The sequence below is a fragment of the Streptomyces sp. NPDC051105 genome (genome assembly GCF_040682795.1).
Taxonomy (GTDB): Bacteria; Actinomycetota; Actinomycetes; order Streptomycetales; family Streptomycetaceae; genus Streptomyces.
Map to the genome: position 1 here is coordinate 367546 of NZ_JBFBBR010000010.1, position 22683 is coordinate 390228.

General features: G+C 71.0%; 19 protein-coding genes and 2 pseudogenes. 6 read left to right on the plus strand and 15 right to left on the minus strand.

The window, feature by feature from the left end; translation table 11 throughout:
* Window positions 1–207: 207 nt before the first annotated feature.
* The 3 genes from AB0N16_RS26040 to AB0N16_RS26050 all read right to left on the minus strand — a co-directional run bounded on the left by AB0N16_RS26040 (window position 208) and on the right by AB0N16_RS26050 (window position 3487).
* Window positions 208–1338 carry a catalase family protein gene (locus tag AB0N16_RS26040; protein ID WP_365800577.1) on the minus strand — a complete coding sequence of 377 codons (1131 nt, stop codon included), beginning with the start codon at window positions 1336–1338 and terminating at the stop codon, window positions 208–210.
* 54 nt (window positions 1339–1392) lie between these two features.
* Window positions 1393–2745 (minus strand): Dyp-type peroxidase, encoded by a 1353-nt coding sequence (locus tag AB0N16_RS26045; RefSeq protein ID WP_365800579.1) that lies wholly within the window; start codon window positions 2743–2745, stop codon window positions 1393–1395.
* Window positions 2746–2896: 151 nt separating this feature from the next.
* Window positions 2897–3487: a hypothetical protein gene (locus tag AB0N16_RS26050; RefSeq protein ID WP_365800581.1), complete on the minus strand. Its 591-nt coding sequence runs from the start codon at window positions 3485–3487 to the stop codon at window positions 2897–2899.
* 414 nt (window positions 3488–3901) lie between these two features.
* Between AB0N16_RS26050 and AB0N16_RS26055 the strand changes: the two genes are divergently transcribed.
* Window positions 3902–4579, plus strand: a complete 678-nt coding sequence (locus AB0N16_RS26055) for a GAP family protein (protein WP_365800583.1) — start codon at window positions 3902–3904, stop codon at window positions 4577–4579.
* A gap of 58 nt (window positions 4580–4637) precedes the next feature.
* Here the strand turns inward: AB0N16_RS26055 and AB0N16_RS26060 are convergent, their stop codons facing one another.
* On the minus strand, window positions 4638–4793 hold the full coding sequence (locus tag AB0N16_RS26060; RefSeq protein ID WP_365800585.1) for a DUF6131 family protein: 156 nt from the start codon (window positions 4791–4793) through the stop codon (window positions 4638–4640).
* Between the two features lie 140 nt (window positions 4794–4933).
* Window positions 4934–5422: pseudogene (locus tag AB0N16_RS26065) on the minus strand (PP2C family protein-serine/threonine phosphatase); the annotation flags it as partial.
* Window positions 5423–5737: 315 nt separating this feature from the next.
* Between AB0N16_RS26065 and AB0N16_RS26070 the strand changes: the two are divergent.
* Window positions 5738–6328, plus strand: coding sequence for a DUF5994 family protein (locus AB0N16_RS26070; RefSeq protein ID WP_365800587.1), 591 nt, complete (start codon window positions 5738–5740; stop codon window positions 6326–6328).
* Window positions 6329–6702: 374 nt separating this feature from the next.
* Window positions 6703–7050, plus strand: a complete 348-nt coding sequence (locus AB0N16_RS26075; protein WP_365800589.1) for a PRC-barrel domain containing protein — start codon at window positions 6703–6705, stop codon at window positions 7048–7050.
* A 163-nt stretch (window positions 7051–7213) separates the two neighbouring features.
* Here AB0N16_RS26075 and AB0N16_RS26080 read toward each other — a convergent pair whose 3' ends face one another.
* Window positions 7214–8803 (minus strand): NAD(P)/FAD-dependent oxidoreductase, encoded by a 1590-nt coding sequence (locus AB0N16_RS26080; RefSeq protein ID WP_365800591.1) that lies wholly within the window; start codon window positions 8801–8803, stop codon window positions 7214–7216.
* Window positions 8796–9266, minus strand: coding sequence for an SRPBCC family protein (locus tag AB0N16_RS26085; RefSeq protein WP_365800593.1), 471 nt, complete (start codon window positions 9264–9266; stop codon window positions 8796–8798). Before AB0N16_RS26085 ends, AB0N16_RS26080 begins: the two co-directional genes overlap by 8 nt.
* Window positions 9267–9576: 310 nt before the next feature.
* Here AB0N16_RS26085 and AB0N16_RS26090 point away from each other — a divergent pair, with 310 nt between their 5' ends.
* Window positions 9577–9765: a DUF6381 family protein gene (locus AB0N16_RS26090; protein ID WP_365800595.1), complete on the plus strand. Its 189-nt coding sequence runs from the start codon at window positions 9577–9579 to the stop codon at window positions 9763–9765.
* A 228-nt stretch (window positions 9766–9993) separates the two neighbouring features.
* Here the strand turns inward: AB0N16_RS26090 and AB0N16_RS26095 are convergent, their stop codons facing one another.
* Both AB0N16_RS26095 and AB0N16_RS26100 read right to left on the minus strand, forming a co-directional pair.
* Window positions 9994–12174, minus strand: coding sequence for a PQQ-binding-like beta-propeller repeat protein (locus tag AB0N16_RS26095; protein WP_365800597.1), 2181 nt, complete (start codon window positions 12172–12174; stop codon window positions 9994–9996).
* 142 nt (window positions 12175–12316) lie between these two features.
* On the minus strand, window positions 12317–12604 hold the full coding sequence (locus AB0N16_RS26100; protein ID WP_365800599.1) for a hypothetical protein: 288 nt from the start codon (window positions 12602–12604) through the stop codon (window positions 12317–12319).
* Here AB0N16_RS26100 and AB0N16_RS26105 point away from each other — a divergent pair.
* Window positions 12555–12776: pseudogene (locus AB0N16_RS26105) on the plus strand (DUF4232 domain-containing protein); the annotation flags it as partial. The gene AB0N16_RS26100 and the pseudogene AB0N16_RS26105 overlap by 50 nt on opposite strands.
* A 195-nt stretch (window positions 12777–12971) precedes the next feature.
* Here the strand turns inward: AB0N16_RS26105 and AB0N16_RS26110 are convergent.
* Window positions 12972–13811 carry a DUF1206 domain-containing protein gene (locus AB0N16_RS26110; protein WP_365800601.1) on the minus strand — a complete coding sequence of 280 codons (840 nt, stop codon included), beginning with the start codon at window positions 13809–13811 and terminating at the stop codon, window positions 12972–12974.
* Window positions 13812–13960: 149 nt separating this feature from the next.
* A complete protein-coding gene (locus AB0N16_RS26115) occupies window positions 13961–14260 on the minus strand; it encodes a hypothetical protein (protein WP_365800603.1) in 300 nt (99 codons plus the stop codon).
* 154 nt (window positions 14261–14414) lie between these two features.
* On the opposite strand from AB0N16_RS26115, the gene AB0N16_RS26120 reads away from it, so the two are divergent.
* The gene (locus AB0N16_RS26120) at window positions 14415–14621 is read left to right on the plus strand and encodes an acetyl-CoA synthetase (RefSeq protein ID WP_365800651.1); all 207 of its coding nucleotides are present in this window, start codon (window positions 14415–14417) and stop codon (window positions 14619–14621) included.
* A gap of 39 nt (window positions 14622–14660) precedes the next feature.
* Here the strand turns inward: AB0N16_RS26120 and AB0N16_RS26125 are convergent, their stop codons facing one another.
* From AB0N16_RS26125 to AB0N16_RS26140, 4 genes are all read right to left on the minus strand, one after another.
* Complete coding sequence (locus AB0N16_RS26125) at window positions 14661–17324, minus strand: glycosyl hydrolase (protein ID WP_365800605.1); 2664 nt, start codon at window positions 17322–17324, stop codon at window positions 14661–14663.
* 193 nt (window positions 17325–17517) lie between these two features.
* On the minus strand, window positions 17518–18726 hold the full coding sequence (locus AB0N16_RS26130) for an MFS transporter (RefSeq protein ID WP_365800607.1): 1209 nt from the start codon (window positions 18724–18726) through the stop codon (window positions 17518–17520).
* On the minus strand, window positions 18723–18884 hold the full coding sequence (locus tag AB0N16_RS26135; protein ID WP_365800609.1) for a hypothetical protein: 162 nt from the start codon (window positions 18882–18884) through the stop codon (window positions 18723–18725). Before AB0N16_RS26135 ends, AB0N16_RS26130 begins: the two co-directional genes overlap by 4 nt.
* Before the next feature lie 415 nt (window positions 18885–19299).
* Window positions 19300–22431 (minus strand): VCBS repeat-containing protein, encoded by a 3132-nt coding sequence (locus tag AB0N16_RS26140; RefSeq protein WP_365800610.1) that lies wholly within the window; start codon window positions 22429–22431, stop codon window positions 19300–19302.
* Between the last annotated feature and the right edge of the window lie 252 nt (window positions 22432–22683).

Consider the following 22683-nt stretch of genomic DNA (forward strand, 5'->3'; position numbering starts at 1 on the left):
GCGACCGTATCTCCGCTGCCGGGTTCGTCGGGGTGCCCCTCGTGGAGGGTGCCGGGCCGCTCGATCCGGTGCCTGTTCCGTCCGGTGCCTGTTCCGATCCGGTTCCTGTTCCGGTCCGTTTCCTGCCCCGATCCGGTGCCTGTTCCGATCCGGTTCCTGCCCCGGTCCGCCTCCTGGCCCGGTCCGGTGCCTCTCCCGGTCCGGTGCTCAGGTGGTGCGGCCGAGTACGTCGTCGGCGCTTCGGGGCTCGGTGCGGGGCTGCTGGTTGAGCTTGTGGCGCTCGATGGAGGATCGCCGGTAGACCTCCTTGCGGGCCCGCATGATGTTGCCCAGGGGCGCGTGCTCGGCGGTGACCCGCCAGGGCGTGAAGGACAGCGCGTCCATCTTCTCCAGGTTCTCGGGGCTGGAGATGTCCTGCTGCGGGAGCCGCAGCTTCGCCACCGTGAAGGACGGCGACAGCTGCTCGGGCCACTCGACGGTGGTGTCCTCCACCGGCATGCGCTCCAGGTCGGTGCAGAGCTGGACCTGGATGTCGAAGACGTAGGGCCCCTCCTGCAACTCGGCTTGCAGGGCCGGCCGGAAGACCTCCACCGCCGAGGCCGGGTCGATGGTGCGCCGGACCACCCCGGCGGCGGACGTGGGGTCGGGGGTGATCCGCACCTTGGCGATGTAGTCCCCGTGCCGGACCGCGCCCATCGTCCAGTAGCTCGACAGGAGCAGGTTCGTCGGCGGGGTCTTCGACAGGCGCAGGAAGGCCAGGAACTCGTCCCACGCCCAGTTGTCCTGGTCCAGCGTTCCCTTCCCGGTCACGAACTCGGTGAAGAAACGATGCGCACCGGGCCGGCCCTGGGAGAAGTAGGCCGGCGCGTTCAGGAACAGCTCCTGGATGAACAGGTAGTGCTCGACGGTGTTGCAGAAGAAGACCGGTCCGTTGATGTTGGCGTAGTCGAAGGTGCCCGAGTCCGGTTCGTCCTCCAGCAGGGTCGGGCCGGGGATGTCGAACATCTTGAGCGCCAGTCCGGTGGCGGCGCCCAGTCGTGCGTCGGCTCCGGCGTGGGGCGAGCCGTTGGAGAAGCGGATCAGCGCGTCGTGGGTTCCCGGGGTCGCGTAGATGCCCTGGGCGTACTCCGGGGGCAGCCCGTCCAGGATCTCCACTTCCCCTCGGACCAGCCCGTAGCCCTTGGCATGGGCGTCGCGAAGGGCCCGCCCGGCGCCCCCGGCCTCGACGGACCCGGCGATGTAGCCCTCGGTCTTCTCGATCACCGTCTGCACGTCGCGGTCGAAGTCCGGGGCGTCGTCTTTGACGTCGGGCGTGTAGCGGACGAACTGTGCTGCCATGACTGCGGCCTCTCCTCGGCGGGCGTGATGGACCTCAGGGAGCGGGAATCGCGGTCAGCCCTCCAGTTCGGCCAGCCAGCGCAGGGCACGCAGCCCCGGCAGGAAGCAGTACTCGCCGCCGCGGGTGACCACGAAGCTGGGCAGGTTCCGCAGGCGACGCCGGACCGGCTTCTCCGGGATGGTGACGCTGCCGGTCCCGCCGTGATGCCCGGCCACCGGGTCCTTCTCGCCGGGGTAGCCGATGAAGTTGCCGTCGTTGACCCACTCGGCCTTGATGAACTCGAACTGCCGTTCCAGGTGGGCCCCGATGAAGACGCCGACCAGGCCCCGGTCGGCGCCGTCGTCCTCCAGCACGCCCTCGGGCAACGGCGGTCCGTAGGTGGTGCCGCGACGGATGAGGCGGTGCATCCGCGCGTCGCCGATGATGGTGGCGTCGCGGGGGTTGGTGCGCCGGATGTGCGCACCGGCGGGGCACCGGTAGCCCCGGTCGTCGTTCTCCCGGTAGAGGAAGTCGTTGACGCGGTGCGGATCGGCCGCCAGCTCCGGATCGTCGTGCTCCGGCGCCAGCGCCAGCGGCGCCCCGCTGGGCCAGCGCCCGACCATCTTCGCCGCCAGCAGTGCCTCCTCCTCGGCGCCGGCGCTGTTCGCGCGCAGGTAGCGGCGCCAGGCCGCCACATCGGTGTGGATCTTCCGCACGGCCACATAGGTCCCGTTGCGCCCCAGCACGTCGGGGCTGGGCATGGGCGCCTGGTTACCGGTCTCGTCGGGGTAGCCGAGGATGAACTCCCCGGCCTTGATGGGGGCTTCCTGCGGGTTGGACCCGGGCAGTCCGACGCCCTCGATGTTCGGATGGCTGATGCCGTCGCGGAAGCCGAAGGTGGTGCGTCCGGTCGGGAGCTGCTGGACCGCCTGCCGCCAGATCACCTGCACTCCGGGCGTGCCCTCGTAGGCGGCGCGGGCCCGCTCCAGCTCCTGGTCCAGCTGCGCCGCGTCGGAGGAGAGGGCGCTCAACGCGATATGGACGTCGCCCGTTCCGAACGGTGCCTCCCAGTGGGCCGGGGCGCTCTCGCCGACGTCGCCGATCAGCTCCGCGCGCGCGGCCATGCCCTCGCGGAACGCCCGTGGGAAGCTGTCCAGCGACTCCTGGGGCACCCCCAGGGCCTCCAGCCCCTGATAGGTGAACGCCACGGCGACCCAGGCATCCCGGCTCCGGTCCGCGTCCGGCAGGCCACCCGAGGTCACCGGGAGCAGTCGGCGCAACAGCGCGCGGCCGGCCCGGGGTTCGTCCACGCGCAGGAAGACGAACCTTCCCTCGTAGGGCACGGGCCGTGGCCGCAGGGCTCCGCTCTGGACGTCGTCGATGTCGACGCGCACGCCTGGCACGCTGCCGCTGTCCACTGGGTTCATGGTCGCTTGTGCCTCCCACATCGATCCCTGCCCGGACACCCGCGCAACGTCCGCCCCGCACCAGCCCACTTGGTCCACCGATGGCGGGTGGGCGCGGGGGCCGGTCGTGGCCGAGAGCCGGTCCTGGCCGAGAGCCGGTCGTGGCCGGGTGCTAGGCCGAGGCTTCTTCCAGCAGCTTCTGGAACGCCGGCGTGGCCACCAACTCCGCGTTGGCCGGGTTCTCCAGCGCCGCCCGGAACTGGGGGGTGTCCAGCACCTCCTGGAACGCGTCGTCCACGCGGTGGTCCTTGAAGATCTGCTGAACGGTCAGGTCGGGATAGGCGCTGACGAAGACCCCCGCGGGTGCCTGGTGAGCGACGAACCAGTCCTTCACCCCCGGATCGGTGACGCCGGGGAAACCTTCGCTGTGCGAGAAGACCCTGTCGAAGCGGTCCCCGACCACCGTCTTGGCGAAGTCGTCGATGTAGTTGTCCCAGGAGCCGTCGAAGACGCTGGCGAACATGAACCGGGTGTCGTTGTCGAAGATCACGTGCCGTGCGTCGTGCAGGGTGCCGATCTGGCGCACCGCCGCATGGACCTTCTCGTCATCCGCCGCGTCGGCGAGCGTGGCGAGATCCTTGCGCAGCGCATCCGCGTGGCCCGGCTTGATCTCGGTGAAGACGGTGAACTCACTGCAGACCCCGTCAGACCTGCCCGGGCGCTCGGGGTGCGGAGTCTGGGTTGCACCTGTCGTCGCAGTCATCGGGGAACTCTCCTGCCACGGATCGGTGCGAGGGGCACCAAGTGCCCGAACACGAGGCACCATCGCCCTCACGTCTCAATCCTCACCACGGATGCGCCGCCTCGCATTCCGGGGAAACTCCGGCATCCCCTCGCGGACCCTGGGCCACCCCCTCCCGCCCCGAGAGGCTCCCAGCGGCTCCCAGCGGCTCCCGAGGACAGACCCGGCCGGGCGCAGGAAGATGGAACCAGTGGTACGTGCCGAGTACGTCGTACGTCGTCGTCATGGTCGGCCGGCCACTTCCGTACGGCCGTGAAGACGGCGGCGCAGCCGACCGCACGCCGACCCGCCGACCCGCCGAGGCGGGCCGGGCACCCTCTCGCAGCAGGCCCTGCTCGGCCGGATCGCCCCCCCTGACCCCACGCGGAGGCAACCATGGGCGCAGTTCTCGGTGACGTACTGGGATTCGCGGCCGCCGTCGCGGTCAGCCCGCTCCCCATCATCGCCGTCATCCTCATCCTCGCCACGCCTCGGGGACGTCTCAACGGCATCCTCTTCACCGTCGGCTGGATCCTGGGGCTCGCGGCCCTGGGCGCGGTGATGCTGGCGATCGCCTCCCCGGCCGGCGCCTCCACCCACAACCACCCGGCCACCTGGGTGGGCGCCCTCAAACTCGCCCTCGGTGTGTTCCTGGTCCTCTTCGGCGCCCGGCAATGGCACCGGCGTCCGAAGGATCCCTCACAGGCCAGGCTGCCGAAGTGGATGAGTGCGATCGACCGCCTCACGCCGGTCAAGGTCTTCGCGCTCGGAGTGGCCCTGGCGGCGCTCAACGCCAAGAACGCCCCGCTGACCATCGCCGCGGGGGCCGCGATCGGCTCGGCGGGCCTGCCGGTGGGGCAGCAGATCGGCTCGCTGGCGATCTTCGTCGTGATCGCCACCCTCGGCCTGCTGGCCCCACTGGGTGTCTTTCTGCTCGGCGGAGAGCGCGCCAAGACCACGCTCGGCAACTGGAAGGACTGGGCGGCTCAGCACAACGTCGCCGTGATGGCGGTCCTGTTCTTCGTCCTCGGGCTGAAACTGCTCGGGGACGGCATCTCCGTCCTCACCTCCTGACGGTCGTCCCCACACGCGGGTCGTCTTCGCGCGAGGGGCGCGGCACTGCCGGAGGCCCTTACCAGTAGTGGCGTCGGCCGGCCACCGCGTGTCCCGTGGATCCCAAGATCCAGAAGGCGGCACCGACCACGGCCAGGATGAGGCCGAGGGTCCACAGGATCGATATGCCTGTGACGAACCCGACGACGAGCAGAATGATACCGACGGCGATCATGTTCCTACCTCCTGGAATTCCCTGAATCCTGCTGGTAGTTGCCGGGTTCCCCGAAGTGGCCATGTCATCCCGAAGCGGCCGCATCAGATTCGTCCGGGGCGCCTGCCTCGTGTTCGAGGCGGGCTCTTCGCACGCTCCGCTCAGTCGAGGGCGGTGAGATGGTCGGCGTCGCCGCCTCGCCACTCGATGAGGAAGATGGTCGCGTCGTCGCTCGTGGTGGCGCCGCGTTCCTGTTTCAGGGCGTGGGAGAGGGCTCGCACCACCGCCCGTACCTCGGTGCGGTCGCGGAGGATCAGGTTGGTCCACTCGACGAGCTGCTCCTCGCCGAACTGCTCCCCGACGAGCTGCTCCTCGCCGAACTGCTCCCCGTCGGCCCGGTGTTCCTCGATCAGGCCGTCGGTGAAGCACAGCAGCCGGTCCCCGCGGCGCAGCATCCGCGCGCTGACCACCGGCTCCTCGCCGCCGAAGCCGACTGGCAACGTGGTCGGGCTCTCCAGCCGGTCCACCACGGCGCGGTTGCGGATCAGGAACGGTGCCGGGTGGCCGGCGTTGACCCAACGCAGCCGCCCTGTGGCGATGTTCAGAACCATCATCCGCGCGGTGACGAAGTGGTCCGGACCGAACTGCTCGTTGCCATGGCGCGTCGGCGCTCCTCCAACGACCCCGGCGTATACACACCGGGGTCGCCCTTCCAGGCCGGTCGCACGTGAGAGTGTGCCGACCCGCTTTTCACCCTATGCCTCATACGCGTTTCGGGCATCAGAACTGTCCGGAAAAGAAGCGCGGGGACGGTTCATCCGTCGGCACGAGGGTCCGTGCGGCTCGGGCGAGGAGTAGGCTGAAGTCACCGAGGATATTCCGCGCACCGGCTTCCACGCTCGTGTCGTTTTCGGCGATCGAATAGGCCGGGCCGACTACGGTCGGCCCGGGGCAGGGTTCGCGTCATGACTGCGACCATTTCCTTCTCGCCGACATTCGAAGACCGGTTGTCGTCATCCCTTCCGTCTCCGTCGCCCGCTCGCTTTTCGTCCGCACTGCGCCTGTCGCTGGCTCCCGCAGGCGCCGTGCCGGCTCTCCTGGACGGCGCGTGGTGGCCCCGCTCCCGTGATCTCGGAGCGGAACTCCCCGCACTGACCGCCGTGCTGGATCCGCTGTGGGGGCGGATCACCCGGGTCACCGTGAATCCCACCCACTGGCCGGTCGTTCCACGCAAGGTGCCCGTCGCCGGACATGTGGTGAACGTGGGCTGGTTCCTGGCCGAGCAGGACCCGCACGAACTGCTGCTGCTCTCCTACCGCGTGGGCCGGTGGAACCTGCTGGTGATACCGCCGGCGACGGACCCGGTCTCGGCCGCCTGGCTGATGGCCGCCGCGAGCGACCCACAGGGTAGGGCGACCGCGAGCCGGCTGATGGAGGAGGCGGCACGTCTGCGGACGGTGTCCGAGAGCGACCGGGCCGAGGAGGCGGTCTGGGACTCCGAGGGCGGACGCGAGACCCGCGGCCACGCCACCAGGACCGCCTCCTGCCCGTGCTGACCCCTCCCAGACGGCGTCTTCGCGCGCTCGCGCGATGTCAGAGCGGGGCAACAGGCTCACCGAGTGGCTGAAAGGCCTCTACGGGGGCACTTGGCTCTCTACGGCACGGATCGGTGCCGCTTGCCGAAGGAAAGAGAAACTCGTGTACATAGGTCTGGGTACCGTCGTCGTCATCATTGTCATCGTCGCTGTCGTCATGATGCTGCGCCGCCGCTGACGCCGTCGTCGTGGCCGTTCCATGACTCCCGGGATTCGCCGACCGAAAACAAACAGTGTGAGACGGAAAACGGTGGGCACTCGACCCACCGAGGGACACCCACTGAAATGACGGACGGGATTCCTCGGTATTCACGCACTACAAGGGGAGGTTTTGTATGACGGACATGTGGGGTTACCCGGCTCAGTCGGGCTACCAGACGGGCACGGACCTGACCGGATTCAAGGTCGAGGCGAGCGACGGCTCGATCGGCAAGGTCGACAAGCACTCCGAGGACGTCGGAGCCGCGTACATCGTCGTCGACACCGGAGTGTGGATCTTCGGCAAGCAGGTGCTGCTTCCTGCCGGTGTCATCTCGTCCATCGACGTCGCGGAGCGGACGATCCACGTCGGCCGTACCAAGGACGAGATCAAGAACTCCCCCGAGTTCGACAAGGACAAGCACGTCGGTGACCCCGGCTACCACGAGCAGGTAGGCGGCTACTACGGAGACCACCGAGCCTGACCGTCACTCCGCGGTCCACAGGGGCGGGTACCGGCGTTCTGCCGGTACCCGCCCTTCGCGTGCGAGTGCGCCTTTTTTCAGTGGCCTCGACGCGGGTCCGGGGAGCCGAGGCGCCGTGTCTGCCGTGCATGCGACTGGACAAACACGCGGCCGACCTGGTGGTTCAGATCCGTTGGGCACGGTGCAGGAGGCTGTGCGGTCCGTGGGCCCGTAGCGCGGCCCGGGCGGCGTTCGCTCCGGGAGCCCCGTGGACTCCTCCGCCGGGGTGGGCGGCCGCGGAGGCGAGGTAAAGGCCCCTCACGGGGGTCTCGGGTCGGCCGGTGCCGGGGACGGGGCGGAAGACGGCCTGCTGGTGCAGGGCGGTGGTGCCGTTGTTGATGGCGCCGTTGTGGAGGTTCTCGTTCATGGCCTGCAGGGTGGTGGGGGCCAGGATCCGGCGGGCGAGGATCCGGGTACGGAAGCCGGGCGCGAACCGTTCCACCTGGGCCTCGATGCGGTCCGCCATGGCTTCCTGTTCACGAGCGTCCCAGCGGCCGGTGATGCGGTCGGGGCCGGCGTCGGCGGTGATGTGCTGCGGGACATGGGTGTAGGCCCAGGCCGATTCCGTGCCGGCGGGTGAGCGGCTGGGATCCGCCGTGGTCATCTGCCCGACCAGGGCGAACGGCTCGTCGGGGACCTGTCCCATGGCGATCTGCGAGGCGAACCGGGTCAGGCTGTCCACGCTGTCGGCCACGTGGACCGTTCCGGCGCCGGAGGCCTGGGGGGCCGTCCACGGCACCGGGCCGGTCAGCGCCCAGTCGACCTTGAAGGTCGCGAAATCCCACTGGAAGCGTTCCAGGTCCCGCAGGAGGCGGGAGGGAAGGTGTTCCTCCCCCACGAGCTCCCGGTACAGGGCCGGCGCCGACGTGTCCGCGAGCACGGCGCGGCGCGCGCTGACGCTCTCGCCGCCGGCCGTCCTGACGCCCACCGCCCTGCCGCCCCGTACGACGACGGACACGACCCGCTCCCCGCACCGCACCACGCCGCCGCGGTGCCGCAGCCGGCTCACGAGCGCCGCGGTCAGGGCCCCCGCCCCGCCGACCGGGACCGGGAAGCCGTGGCTCTGTCCGAGCATCGACATCAGCCAGCCGAATCCGCCGCTGCCCACCGCCTCGGGGGCCAGGTCGGCGTGCAAGGCGTTCCCGGCCAGCAGCAGCCGTCCCCCCTCGCCCCGGAACTCCTCGTCGCCCAGGCGGCGCACCGGCAGGGCCAGGGTCCGGGCCAGCCGCAGCCCGCCCGCGGCCCGGAACCCCGCGGCCAGCCGGAGCCCGGAGCGCACCGGAGGGAACGGCGTGAACATGGCCCCCACGAGGTCCTGCCCGACACGCCTCCACGCCTCGTACAGGTCCCGCCAGGCGTCGCCGTCACCCGACGCGAACTCCTCCAGCCCCGCCGCGGTGTCCTGCACCCGGCGCTCCAGCACGGCGCATCTCCCGTCCGGCAGCGGGTGGGCCAGCACGCGCGGGGCGTGGCTCCAACGCAGTCCCTCCGCGGCGAGGTCCAGGCGGGCCAGGACCGGGGACACGGCGGCCAGCGGGTAGAAGGCGCTGAAGACATCGGAGACGTAGTCGGGGTGGACCCCGCGATCGCTGCGCACGGCGCCTCCGGGCTCCTGCTGCGCCTCCAGGACGTCCACGCTCCACCCGGCATCGGCCAGCACATTGGCCGCCACCAGCCCGTTGGGACCGGCGCCGATCACCACCGCGTCAGGCACGACCGGCCCCGGTGTGACCCTGCTCGGCAGACTCCTGTTCCACCAGCCTGGCCAGACGGGCCAGCATGCCCCGGTGCCGCACCAGGAACAGCGCCTCAGTCGCCGCGTTGTGGAGGGTGCCTCCCAGCCCGCGCAGGGGGTGCTCGTCGCAGATGACGAGAGTCTCCTCCTCTCCCCACGGCCTGAGCTGGAGGAAGATCCTCGCCGTGCCCAGCGGCTTGAACGAAGCCTCCAGTTCCAGCTCACTTCCCGGTTCCTGGTGGCGGACCGTCGTCACCCCGTCCGCCGACCAGGGACCCAGCCGCATGGTGTAGAGGAGCCTGGATCCGACAGCGGGCCACGCCTGGTCGAGCGGCATCGAACCGGAGGGCCCCACCACCCACTCCCCGTAACGAGCCGGATCGGCCAGCACCCCCCATACCGCCTGCGGGGAACGCCGGATCAGCTGATGGTGGACGGCCACGGAAAAGCCCCTTCCACGGGAGACGGACGACGGGTCGCACAACCGCGTCAGGCGGCACTGGCAGCGCCTGCCTGTGTCCGCACCGGCGCTCGCCCAGGCGGCGACACCCGGGCACGGCCGACGTCCTCACCCGCCATGCGATGTCACGCCCATGGTGTGCGTACGCGCAGGCCCTCGCATCTTCAGCGCCCAGGGCGGCTGCGGTGCGGCGCCCCCGGCCCGGCACAGGCGCGCGCCCTTCGGTGGCGAGTGCCCCCGCCTGCTGCTTGGCTTGGAAGGACCCCGCACACCCCCGACCCGAGGTGTGATCATGAGCATCGAGAACCAGCCGAGCGAGCGGGCCCGGCACATGCGCGACAAAGCCGAAGAGCTGGAGCAGGCTGCCCAGCACGCCACCGATCCCGCGGAACGCCGGCGGCTGACGGACAAGGCCCTGCATATTCGGAAGAAGAGCGAGCAGGAAAACGGCAGGGGCAGCGGAACCATGGACCCGATGTAGACACTGCGGATGATCCGGGCTCGCCCCCCCTGCGCGTGCCCTGACTCACCCGGCACGAGGTATCCGCCGCGTGGACGGCCCTGCTGAGGCTCTCTCAGCCTGGGACCCGGCCGCGCGATGCGGAGCCGGACGGCTCGGCCTCTGGGTACCCGGACGGCTTCCGGCCTCTGGGTACCCGGACGGCTTCCGGCCTCTGGGTACGCCGCGCGCGGCGACTGCCCCGGTCGGTCAGGTGGGTCCGTCCGGGCTCCGGGAGAAGGCCGTGTCGCCGGCCATCGCCACGATCGCGTCCTTGACGAGCATCACCCGCGGCGGGTACCCCTGCGCTTTGTCCCCGGGGTCGTCCAGCGCGGAGGTGCGCCACACCGCCGCTCCCGTGCGACTGTCGAGTGCCAGCAGACGGCCGAAGCGGTTGGAGAAGTAGACCCGCTTGTACGTCGCCGACACCGCGGGCGCGGACAGGCTCTCCACGTCCGTCGTCTTCTGCCAGAGTCGTCTGCCGCTGTCCGCCGACACCGCGGTGACCGACCCGTCGGACCGGACGAAGTAGACGACGCCGTCCACCAGGGTGGCCGCGCCGGTCAGCGGACGAGCCAGCGGCACCCGTCTGACCTGCCCGGTTTCCGAGGACACCCGCAGCAGCGCGTTGTACGGCCGCTCGTAGCCGGCTTCGTACACGTCCTTCGCGGTCTGCGGAGCGAGGAACAGGGGTTGCCCGCCGACCGTGCCGAGCGCTTCCGCCTTCTTGGGCAGTGTGGCGGTCTCGGTCATGCTGCCGGGCCCCAGCTTCATCAGGTCGACCGGGGCCTGGCCGGGCTCGGCGCCCTCCGAGCACAGGGCGTAGGGGACGCCCCCCAGCACCGACGGAGTGCAGTACTCGTCCAGCGAGGGCGCCCGCCACAGTTCCTTGCCTGAAGGCCCGTACGCCACGAACGACGAGTAGTCGGGGGACAGGGTCAGCAACCCGCCGTCATACAGGACCGCGGCCTCGGACTTGTTGATGTCGCGTTGCCACCGCCGGTGCCCGGTCGTGGCGTCGAGGGCCACCACCTGCCGGGTGCTGTCGTCCGGATCCTCGTACGCGTAGACCAGCCCGTCGCGCACGCCGATCGGCTGCGCCCCCTGAGGGCGGGTGCCGGTCCGCCACAGGATGCGGCCGGAGGCCGCGTCGACCCTGGCGACCGTGAAGCCCGTACCGCCGCAGAACAGGGCGCTTCCCTGCGCCACGCATCCGGGGCTGTCGTAGTCGAGAGGGACACCCTTCACGTCGTCCCGCAGCTCTGTGCGCCACGGCCGCCAGCCGTCGGGCAGGGACGCGGCGCGGGCGGCGGGCGTGGCGGTGGCGTCGGAGGCGGTGGCGGTGGGGTCCGCATCGGACACGAAGGCACCCACCCCGACACACAGCCCCGTGACGGCCAGCACCGCGCCGAGGCCGGCGAGCAGCATCCGGACTCGGCGTCGCTGGCCGGCACCGGCACCGGTTCCGGTGCCGGTGCCCGTGTTGGTCGCGGCGCCCGCGAAGGTGGTGGCCGCGCTCCGGGAAGCGGGGCGGGGCCGGGGGTTCGCGGGCTGTCCCGTCGTCGGGGACGCGGTGACGTCGGACTCCGGCAGCGCCTCGAGCATGCGGTGCAGGTCCGTCAGTTCCGGCCGGGCACCCGGGTCCTTGTCCAGGCAGCGCTCGACCACGCCCACAAGCGCCTCGGGCACCCCACCCAGGTCCGGGGTCCCGTGCACCACCTGATAGCCGGTTATGTACGGGCTGTCGGCGTCGAACGGCCCCGTGCCGACGGCCGCGAACACGAGCAGCGACCCCAGCGAGAACACGTCCGAGGCCGGGGTGACGTCTCGGGGAGCGGCCAGTTGTTCCGGCGACATGAAGGGCGGAGTGCCGATCATCCGCCCGGTCGTGGTGAGGTTCTGGTTGTCAGCAGCACGCGATATGCCGAAGTCGATGACGCGTGGCCCGTCCTCGGTCATCAGGACGTTGCGCGGTTTGAGGTCCCGGTGCACCAGGCCGGCCCGGTGGATGTCGCGCAGCGCCTCGGTGAGCCCCAGCCCCAGCGCACGCAGCTCCCGTTGGTTCAGCGGGCCGTCCTTCTCGACGACCTCGGCAAGGTTGAACCCGGGCACGTAGAGCGTCGCCATCCACGGCCGGTCGGCGTCCGCGTCGGCGTCCACGACCGGCGCGGTGAACGCGCCGCTCACTCTGCGCGCTGCCGCGATCTCCTGCCGGAAGCGGGTGCGGAACTCCTCTTCCTGAGCGTACGGCCCGTGTACGAGCTTGACCGCGACCTGCCGTCCCGAGGCGGAGACTCCCAGGTAGACGACTCCCATGCCGCCCGCCCCGAGCCGACCGAGAAGGGTGTACCCGCCTATGGACTCCGGGTCCCCGGTGCTCAGGGGCGTCATCGCCGAACGTCCTTCCCAGCGCCTGCCTGCCTCACGGGGATCAGCCTAGGGCCTGCCGCCACGGAAACGGAGCCGCGCATGTGCCTCGGCGGTGTCCCGGTGTCCTGAGCCGCGCGACGGGTCATCCGTTCCGGACGAGGCCTCAACTCCTGACCGCCCAAGCCGATGCCGCTGTCGCCGCCGGCCTCGCTGTCGACGCCGGCGTCATGCGTATCGCCACTCGTCTCGTCTCCCGCGCGGCCGCCTCCTCCCTGGTCGTCGCCGCCGCCCTCGCGCTCATCGGCTTCCAGGCCACCGGGCAGACCGCCTCCGCCGCCACCAAGAAGGCCCCCTCCGTCGTCACCTGCACCACGGCGAACACCAAGCTGACCGTCACCGAGGTGTCCCGCCCGATCAACCACCTGCTGCTCAAGGCCACCAACACCGGCACCAAGCCCTGCTACGCCTACATCGCCCCCTACCTGAGGGCCGGCGCCGACGCCCAGGCCCCCCTGCCGTGGGCCGAGCAGACCACGCCGCAGGCCGTAATAACACTCGAGCACGGCCAGTCCGCGTACGCGGGGATCACGACGTCCTCCCCCGACGGTGAAGGCGGGGCCAAGGAGAAGAGCCTGGGAGGACGCCCTCTCCTGGTAGTTCACGCGCCGGGCACTCCCGAAGGAATCACGCGAACGAACAAACCCCAGGTCACCGGCCTGGGGTTGCTCTCGGGAACCTGGAACGGGGGACGGGGGCGGGGGACGGGAACCGGACTCGCGCCCCCTCTTCCCTTGACGTGTGTCGCGTGCGACCGCCTGTCAGACGTCGCGCCAGCGCGCGTTGGCCCAGGAGAAGACCCCGAAGGCCATGAGCCCGACCGCTATCAACGCCAACAGCCAGGGGCCCGCCGGGGTATCGGCGAACGTCCGCAGGGTGTCGTCCATGCCCTTGGCCTTGCCGGGCTCGTGCTGGACGGCCGCCGCGATGGCGAAGCAGCCTGCGGTGGCGAAGACGACGCCCCGGGCCGTACCGCCGAACACACCCAAGAACACGACGACTTTACGCACCTTCAGCGACATCTCCGACATCCGGAGGTGCTTCTCGAACTTGCGCCTGACGGCCCGGACCGCGATCCATATGCCGGCAGCGGTCACCACGGCACCCGCGACGCCGACGATCCACTGCCCGCCGGGCCACTCCAACGCCTTCGCCGTGACGTCCTGGGAGTTCTTGTCAGAACTGCCGCTGCCGCTGCTCTTGTCCCCGGCCGCGTAGGAAAGCACGGAGTAGGCGACGAATCCGTAGAAGACGGAACGGCCCGCGGCCATCGCCCTCTTGCTCGGCTTCGTGCCGTCGGGACCCGCCTGCCCGAAGGCGGCCTCGGACAGCCGCCACAGGGCCATCCCGGCCAGGGCGATCCCGAGCAGCCACAGCAGCACGGTGCCGAAGGGCTTTTGGGCGATCTCGGCGATCGCGCCGCCCCGGTCGGCCTGCTTGCCCCCGCCGGAGAAGGCGATCCGCAGGGACAGGACGCCGATCAGCGCGTAGATGACCCCGCGGGCGACAAAGCCCGCACGGGCCGCTGCCGCGACCGCTTTGCTGTTCGCGGCACGTCGAGCCTCACCGCGTCCGCGTGCCGTTGCCGATCCAGTAGCCATGCCCTACCGGATGCCCCCGAAGGACGAGGCCATCCCCGCGCCGGCTCTCCGCTTTGCCGGCACCTACGCGGAATGCACCCCGAAGGAACCGCCGAGACGGCCGGAACCGCCACCACCCCGGCCTTCGCCGCGACCGATCCGAAGACCGTTCACTTCAGCGGACGGCAGTACGACAGACTGGGCACCGACACCCGCTCCAACACGAGCCTGACGGAACATCTCGGGCGTATGCGCGGGCCGGGAGGTGCTGGGATGCGGTGGTGGGCCGGGGGATGGATGGTCGCCGTGGTGGTCGTCCTGGCGGGGTGCCACGCGTCGGGAGGCGGCGGATCGGTGGCAGGACCGTCGGAGAACGACAACTCGGCGGGGCCGTCGGCCAGTGCGTCGGCGCCCGCACCGGCAGCGCCGTCTGCGAGCCGGACCGGGGGAAGCCCGTCGGTGTCGGCCACCGGTCCCTCCCCTGCGCCGGGGAGCTGTGCCGCTGGGCATACGGAGGTCACCGTCAGTCCCGGTGACGCGGTCGAACAGCGGCTCTGTGCACGGCCCGGGACTGTGGTGTCGCTCGTCCTGCGGCCTCGCACGGACGACAAACGGTGGACGGCCGTGCGGAGTTCCGCGCCGGCTCTCGTGCTGGCGTCCGGATGGCGGGTGGACGCGGACGGTACGTCCCACGCCTCGCTGCGGTGTGCGGGGGCAAGGGGCGGTACGGCGGACGTCACCGCGTCGGCGAAGGCGCCGGACGTGGCGGGTGCGGCGCGGGTCGTCTTCACGCTGCACGTGAGCGTGGTGCCGTACACGACGCAGGGGTGACCCCGGCGACCCGGGACCACCCCTCCGACTGCCGCTGCGTCAGTGGCAGTCGCGCACGTCGATCGTGTAGATGCCGCGTCCGTGGGTGGCCGCGTACAGCGTCCTGCCGTCCGGACTCAGCTTGAGCTGGAGCACGGCGACGGCCGGGAGGCTGCCGACGCGCTCCCAGGTCGTACGGCCCGGCGCGCGGTAGACGACGCCGAGGTCGGTGGCGACGGCGAGACCGCCGTTCGGTGTGACGACCGCGGAGTTCGTCGGCACGTCGGGGAGGTTCTTCGAGATGTCCTTCCAGGTGGTGCCGCCGTCGGTGGACTCGAAGACGTGGCCCACACCGGCGCCGGGACCCTCGGTCCAGTGCCGGGAGAAGCCGTTGACCGCGAGGTAGACGTGGTCGGCGTTCTTCGGGTCGATGGCGAAGCCGGCGAGATACCGGTTGGGTACGGTGCCGTCCGCGCCGGTGGCCGGGAGGGTGATGTCGTGCCAGCCGGTACCGTCCGCGTTGCCGACGGAGATGCCGCGGGCGAAACCCTGGTTGTTGCAGGGCCCGCACCAGGCCGCGTACACCTTGCCGCCCGAGGCCGCGACGGCGGTGGCGGTACGCCCGGCGCCGAGGTCGTACACGTTGGTCCACTCGTCGCCGCTGCGGATGGCGTAGCCGTGGGTCTGGACCCAGACGTGCCGGCCGCCGGCGATCCAGGTCGCCGGGTTCTTCGCGTCGGCCGTGATCGGGGCGATGAAGCGGGCCTCGCCGGTGGCGTTGTCGGCGGGGGCGACGTTGTACGAGGTGATCTTGCTAGGGTCGGTGACCCAACCCCCGTCGTTCACCGCACAGTTCTGCGTCACCTGGATGGCGAGGTAGACGTACTCCTCCGCAATGTCGCAGCCGTTGGCCGGGTCGGTGAGGGTGTCGCCGCCGTCGCCGCCGAAGTTGGAACCCATCACCGTGTCGTTGCCGCGCAGGATGGACTGGCCGTTGTCCTGGAGGCCGCCGGTGACGGAGACCCCGCCGTAGGCCAGGTCCTTGCCGATGCCCACCGAGTAGTACTGGAGGGTGTCGATGGTGCCGTCGTTGAGCGAGGTCCAGTCAGTGGCGTGCCCGGAGGCGTCCTGGGAGCCGTTGAGTGGGCGCTTGTAGACGCCGCCGTCGTTGCCGACGTAGACGAAGCTCTTGCCGTGGTAGCTGCCGATCGCGACGCCGTGCTGGTCGGAGTGGGTGGTCGGGCTGCAGTCGCCCGTCTGCTTGGCCGGGTCGATGCTCCAGCAGGGGAAGCCGAAGTTCCAGTACGGGCCGACCGTGGACCAGGTGCTGCCGCCGTCCTTGGTCTCGTAGACCTCTTCGAGGCCGGCGTAGACGTGATCCGCGTTCGCCGGGTCGACGGTCAGGAACTGGTTGTACCAGGCCTGCACGCCGGGCATGTAACCGCTGGAGGTGAGCGCCGAGCCGTCGGCGGCCAGGCCCTGGTAGTCGGCGATCTTCGTCCACGGGCCGGTGGGGGAACCGGACCTGGAGACGTAGATGCCCTCCAGACCGCTGTCCGGGTTGGTGTTCAGCTGCTCCGGGGACTGGTCGATGGCGTAGTAGCGGGAGCCGTCGGCGGAGCGGGCGAAGGTGACGTTGCCGACGTCGTCCGGGTCGGCGGGCAGGTCGCCGAGGCCACTGGTGATCCGGGTCCAGGTGCCGTTCACCTTGGTGTAGAAGCCGTTGTAGTCGTCACCGCTGCGCCAGCCGACCGCGAGGACCACCTTGGAGGGGTCCTTCGGGTCGATCGCGATGTCGTTGGCGATGTTCTTGTACGCGGCCGAGTCGTCGTTCGCGAGCGAACCGCCCGGCAGATAGTCGGGGTTGGGTGCGAACTCCAGCTTCCAGGAGCCGCTCAGCTTCTTCGTGGAGTGGCTCCACACGCCCTCGCTGGTCGCCGCCCACACCTTGCCGCCGCCGAAGCGCAGCTCGTGGATGGTGGTGGACTCCAGTTCGTCGCCGCCGACCCGGCTGCGGGAGGAGAACGTGCCGTGGCGGGGGTTCGACAGGACGTAGACGCCGCTGCCGAGGTAGGCGTCCGCGTTGGTCGTCGCCTCGCCGGTGCCCAGCCACAACCGCCCGGCGCCGTCCAGCGCGAGCGCGCCGGTGGACTGGGAGGGCAACCTGTCACTGATGGGCTTCCAGTGCCCACCCCCGGACCGGGACCGCCACACTCCGCCGCCCGCGCTGCCCGCGTACACGTACCCGTCGTCGTCGGCGGCCATCGCGGCCATCCGGCCGGTCACATTGCCCGAGCCGCCGCTGGAGTTGGAGTCGTAGTCGCGGTAGCGGGGGTCGTCGGAGTTGTACGGCAGGTTCGTGATGTTGCGCCAACCACCCCCGGTGCTCGGCAGCTTGGTCAGACTCGTCCAGGCGGCGCCGTAGGCGCCCGGTGCGACGATGCCGGGTGAGGTGCGGGCCTCGGCGTACTGGTCGGCACCTTCGGCTATCTCGTCGGCCTCGTTGCCGTCGTCACCGCCGCCGTCGTCGTCCCCGGCTTTCGCCTTTGGGCTGACGGTACCCACCGACTGCGCGCGTTCGGCGGCCAGTTGAGCCAGCGCGCGGGCCCCGAAAGGGCTGCCGGCTCCGCCGGGCGCGGCGCCGGCGGGTATCGCCACGAGTGCGGCGGATGCGGTGATGGCACAGATCGTGAACCAACGTCTCTTACGGGTCGGTACTGACACCAGGTCCTCCCGAACGGGCACGGATACAGCCGTCGGGGACGACCCGATCACCCGAGGGAGGAGGAGTCCGGCACTTGGACAGTCCTTGACCAGAACCTGTCACTGTCGATGGCCGAAAGCCGACCGGCCCGCCGCGCCTTGGCGGCCGCCGCGCCTTCGCCGGCCCTGCCGCGCCTTCGCCGGCCGCTCCGGGTCAGAGGGCCGCGGTCCGCCCGCGGGCGACGACCGGCAGCACACCGGCGAGGGCCAGCGCGATGCCGCCGGAGACCAGCAGCGGGAGGTGGCCGTCGGTGCCCCAGGCGAGCCCGGCCCACACGCCCGCGAGCAGGACGGCGGCGCCGGTGGCGCCCTGGTAGAGGCCCTGCGCGGTGCCCTGCTGGTGGTCGGGGACGAGCGTGGAGATCCAGGCCTTGCCGACGCCGTCGGTGCAGGCCGCGAAACCGCCGTAGAGCGGCAGCACCACGAACACCGCCCAGGGGCTGTGGATCAGGCCGAGGCCCAGGTAGCCGATCGCGAAGAAGACCAGACCGGCGGCGAAGACCAGCGGGCGCGGCAGTCGGTCGGACAGCGCCCCCGCGGGGTAGGACAGGGCGGCGTATACGAGGTTGTAGACCGCGTACGCGCCCACCACCCCGGCCGTCGAGAGGCCCAGGTCGTGCGCACGCAACAACAGCAGCGCGTCGGGGAAGTTGACGAGGTTGAAGGCGAGCAGCACCCCGAGAACCCGCCAGTAGGGGCGGGGCAGGGACCGCCAGGGTGTGCGGGCGGCCCGTGTCGAGGAGCCGCCCGCCGTCTCGGTTCGGGGGTCGCGGACGGCGGTGACCAACGCGACCGACGCGACGGCGGGGATCACGGCGATCCAGAACAGCGGGCGCAGCCGGTGGTCGAGCGCCTCGTAGAGCACCAGCCCGACGAGCGGGCCGACCACCGCGCCTGCGGTGTCGGCGGCCCGGTGCAGGCCGAACACCTTGCCGCGCTGTCCGTTCGGAACGCCCTCGACGAGCAAGGCGTCGCGAGGCGCCCCGCGCATGCCCTTGCCGAGCCGGTCGGTGACCCTGGCGACGAGGACCAGCGGCCACGCGGTCGCGAGCGCGATCAGCAGCTTGCCCACCGCGGCCAGCCCGTATCCCGCACCGATCAGCGGACGACGGGAGAACCGGTCGGCCAGGCGCCCGGCGGCCACCTTGGTGATCGAGGCGGCCCCCTCGGCCGCTCCCTCGATGGCGCCGACCGCGACGGGTGGGGCGCCGAGCACCACGGTCAGGAAGATCGGCAGGATGGGATAGAGGAGTTCGCTGGCCGCGTCCTGGAGAAAGGACACCCCGCACAGCACCCTGACGTTGCGGGTCAGCCAGGCGGGGCGGCGTCCGGTCGGTCGCGGGGCGCTGCTGGGTTCTGTCACGGGTACACGATCTCCAGGAAGCGGGCGAGCGCCATGGTGACGTCGGCCGGGATGAGGACTGTCGCGGCGACCAGGACCGCCTCGCGAACGGACACCGACGTGGTCTTCTCCCCCTCGGCCGACGGGACGTGCGGCCCGTACGTCGCTCGGGCCGCCACAGGACGTAACGGATCCTGCCGCGGCCCGTACGTCGCTCGGGCCGCCACAGGACGTAACGGATCCTGCCTGATGACCTCCCTCTTTGACAGGAGGTCCCGCAGCCAAGCATCCACTCCGTAGGCGGCTTGGCCTTCTCCTCCCGAGATGTGGTGGCGGGTGGGTGTCCGGCGCCTGTGGGGAACGGTGGTCCGAGTACTCCGCCGCGCGGACTGCCCTTCTCGTGTGCGCCGCAGTCACCCCCGCCGTCGACCACGATGGCCCGCCCCTGCGGGAGGCGGGGGCTACTTTTTCGAGGCGCGGGCGGCCCGGAACACGGCCAGGGCCTGCCGACGCCGGCCACGACCTCCCACCTCCGACGTGTGGCGCCCGGAGACATCAAGTCTCCGGGCGCCTTTGGAGGGCCGAACTCCCCGTCTAAGAAAGGGCCTTGTAGCCGCTCCAGCCGCTCGCGAGCTGCGCCCGCGGACCGAACGAACCCTTTCCGTCCCCGCTGTTGCGCCACACCTTGCCACTGGTGTCGCGGGAGACCAGGTCCGGCCTGCCGTCGTCCGTGATGTCGCCGACCCCGACGACCGCGTTGTACGAGCCGCCCCAGTTCGACAGCACCTTGACGCGGGCCGCGAACGTGCCGTCCCCCTTGCCGTTGTAGCGGTAGACGTTGTTGGACGTGTCCTGGGCCAGGAGGTCGGCCTTGCCGTCGCCGGTGATGTCACCGGTGCCGACGATCTTCTTGTAGCCCTTCCAGTTGTCGTAGAGCTTGACCCGGGCGGCGAGCTTGCCGGTGCTCGTCCCCTTGTAGAGGTAGACCGCTCCGGTGGACGCGTTCCTCGCGATCAGGTCCGGGCGTCCGTCACCGCTCACGTCGCCGGGCGAGGTGAGCGCGTTGTACTGCGTCCAGCCACTGGTCCCGAGGGTCGTGTACGACGTCGACGGCTTGACCGCCGCCCCGCAGCCCGGCTTGTACAGCCGCAGCGCGCCGCTGCTGTAGCGGACGAGGACGTCGTTGCAGCGGTCGCCGCTGAGGTCGCCGAAGGGGATCGCCGTGACGGTCGTGGGCCAGCCGGTGCCCGTGTACTTGTCACCGAGCTTGCCCGTCCCCGTGCCACTGTGGAAGGTCAGCCCGCCCGAGGAGTTCAGGGTGAGCAGGTCGCCGCGGCCGTCCGGGCCGTCGGGGCTGACGAAGTCGCGGCGCACCGCGGCTCCGCGCTGCAGGAAGCCCTCGCCGCCGGCCACCGTGTTCGCCGTGGCGGTGCCGAGGCCGGTCGCCCTCAGGGTCCAGGTGAAGTGGCCGTTGGGGAAGTAACTCCCGCTCGCCGTCTTGCCGTTCCAGGTCGCCGTCACCCGGGCCGGGGTCGCGCCGCCGGTGAGCGTGCGGGTGGCCTTGCCGTTCGCGCCGCTCTGGACCGAGGTGAAGGTGAGCGACCAGGAGGTGGCCGGGCGGGACAGCACCCAGGCGCCCTCGAAGGGCATCCCCGGGTCCACATAGCTGCCGGCCGACGTCTCAAAGGCCGTCACGGCGGACGGGACGATGCCCGTGGTGGTGACGTGGGTGCGCTCGTAGTCGTCGAACCAGGCGACCAGGCCGGTGTACTCGTCGACCGTCCAGCGGTAGCGGCGGTCCACGGCCAGGCCCTTGTCGGCCAGGCCGGAGGCGATCGTGCGCGTGGTGCCGGTGGCCGCCTCGGTGAGGACCAGGGTGCCGGCGGCGTGGTCGTGGCGGACCGTGAAGCCGTCGCCGAGGAGGATGTCACCGGGGGTGACCGCCTTCGACGTACCCGCCTCGGTGTCGTACACGCCCGCCGAGTCCTTCCCGCAGGCCCAGTACACCCAGCGGCCCGCCGCCTGGAGTTCGCTCGGCACGCAGGCCAGGCCCGGGACGGTCACCGTGGTGAGCGTCTTCGCCAGCGGGATGCTGTACGAGGTGAGCTTGCCGGCGGTGGTGGTAGCGCTCCACAGGGTGGAGCCGTTCAGGGCGGCGGCGCGCACGGACCGCTTCAGCTTCTGGCCCTGGCCGAACTCGCCCACGTACTGCGCGGGGCTGGTGCCGCCGGAGTCGAAGACGGCGTAGCGGTCGGAGACGTCGACGATGTGGCCGCCCCGGCCGCCGAAGTCCAGGTCGTGGCCGCCGATCTCCGCCAGCCGGTCGTCGCCGAGGCTCTCGCCCTCGTCGGTGCCGCCGTTCGCGTCGAGGTAGACGTCCCGGGCGTCGAGGTTCCCCCACAGCGCCGAGCAGGTGGTGCCCTCGTACGGGCAGAGGGCCTCGTAGATCGAGCCGCTCGCCGTGGCCTCGGACGCCGTCAGGGTGGCGGAGCCGTCGGTGGTGAGGGTGCGCACGGAGGTGGTGTCCGCGGTGGCGTTCGGGTCGTCCTCGGCGACGCGCAGGCTGCCGCGGCTGAGCGCGATGCCCGTCTTGGCGTTCTCCACCGCCGGGGTCTGCTGGACCTTCGTCACCTTCAGCGTGCCGTCCTCGGCCTGGCTCACCCGCCGCACCCACCAGTCGGTGGCGTCGGTGCCCCCGGTGACCAGCGCACTGCCGTCACCCGCCGCCAGCGTGTACGCGCCGGCGCTCTCCAGCAGGGTCTGCTGCACCGAGGGGTCGTCCACATCGACCGCGAGCAGCCGGGAGCCGAGCGAGCTGGAGGACAGCGGCAGCAGCAGCCAGTCGCCGACCAGGACCGGGTCGCCGTCGAGCGCGCCCGGGTGGGCGGGCAGCGTGACGACCTGCTCGGCGGCGGTCAGGTCGGTGCGGGACTTCAGGTGCAGCTCGGCGGTGCCGGACTGGTACCAGCCGATGCGGTCCTCGCTCATCACGTAGTGCGAGGCGTAGGTGGCGTCGGTGAACACGGTGGTGGTCACGGCCGACGCGATGTCGATGTAGCGGAGCGAGCCGTAGGTGCTCTCCGACACGAACACACCGGCGGGGTCCGCGGCGAGCACGTCCTCACTCCCGACGCTCGTCGCGTCACCGGTGACCTTGCGGGTGCGCCACCCGCCGTCGACGCCGTCGGCCTTGTCGATCAGGGAGTTGGTGGTGACGATCGTGTCGCCGGCGAGGGCCCGGTAGTAGCCCTGGCCGTACTGGACGGAGCTGTTCCAGCTCACCTTCCTGGAGGTGGCCGTCGCCGGATCCCACAGGGTGGCGTACGCGTCGTTGGCCGTGGCCGGCAGCGCGACCAGGTCGCTGTCCGAGCCGTACCAGGCGCTACGGCACGCGGAGCCGATGTTCGTGCAGCCGGTGCCCGGGGTGTAGACGCCGGTGGCGTTCTCCACGGTCACGGTCTTGCTGGTCGCGTAGTCGGTCCACAGCAGTCCGGTCCTGCCGGTCTGCCGGTGCAGGAAGCCGGTGTCGCCCGCGACGTACGGGCGGTCGGTGCGTGGTGTGGTCGAGCCGGGGTCGACCAGGGTGATCGCGGTGGTGTCGGCCTCGGCCGCTTCTGCGAAACCGCCGCCCTCCGACAGGAAGACGACGGACGCGGCCACGACGGCGACCGCGAGCGAGGAGACGGCGGCGGCCAGACCGCCCCGTCTCAGGGCGTGTCTGCCCACGTGATGTTCCCTCCCCTACGAGGGTCCGTCCCCTCGCACAAGTGGCCGGATCTTACCAAGATTGGGTAAAGGCTGGGGTGCTGTGGTGACGAGAATCGAACTCGCGCTCTCAGCGCGGAAAGCGACGGCGCGCGGGCGGAGGCAGGGGTGCCGACCTGCGTGGACGCCGCCGTGGATGACGTCGCCGGTGCAGCCGATCGGGGCCCGAGTCGCCGGGACCGAAACCCCGGCGGGTGCTCGGGGTGCGGCTGT

What these genes read in the sequence shown, in the direction of transcription:
- AB0N16_RS26040 (WP_365800577.1), bottom strand. Translation starts at nt 1,338, where the DNA reads ATGGCAGCACAGTTCGTCCGCTACACGCCCGACGTCAAAGACGACGCC.
- AB0N16_RS26045 (WP_365800579.1), bottom strand. Translation starts at nt 2,745, where the DNA reads ATGAACCCAGTGGACAGCGGCAGCGTGCCAGGCGTGCGCGTCGACATC.
- AB0N16_RS26050 (WP_365800581.1), bottom strand. Translation starts at nt 3,487, where the DNA reads ATGACTGCGACGACAGGTGCAACCCAGACTCCGCACCCCGAGCGCCCG.
- AB0N16_RS26055 (WP_365800583.1), top strand. Translation starts at nt 3,902, where the DNA reads ATGGGCGCAGTTCTCGGTGACGTACTGGGATTCGCGGCCGCCGTCGCG.
- AB0N16_RS26060 (WP_365800585.1), bottom strand. Translation starts at nt 4,793, where the DNA reads ATGATCGCCGTCGGTATCATTCTGCTCGTCGTCGGGTTCGTCACAGGC.
- AB0N16_RS26070 (WP_365800587.1), top strand. Translation starts at nt 5,738, where the DNA reads ATGACTGCGACCATTTCCTTCTCGCCGACATTCGAAGACCGGTTGTCG.
- AB0N16_RS26075 (WP_365800589.1), top strand. Translation starts at nt 6,703, where the DNA reads ATGACGGACATGTGGGGTTACCCGGCTCAGTCGGGCTACCAGACGGGC.
- AB0N16_RS26090 (WP_365800595.1), top strand. Translation starts at nt 9,577, where the DNA reads ATGAGCATCGAGAACCAGCCGAGCGAGCGGGCCCGGCACATGCGCGAC.
- AB0N16_RS26095 (WP_365800597.1), bottom strand. Translation starts at nt 12,174, where the DNA reads ATGACGCCCCTGAGCACCGGGGACCCGGAGTCCATAGGCGGGTACACC.
- AB0N16_RS26110 (WP_365800601.1), bottom strand. Translation starts at nt 13,811, where the DNA reads ATGGCTACTGGATCGGCAACGGCACGCGGACGCGGTGAGGCTCGACGT.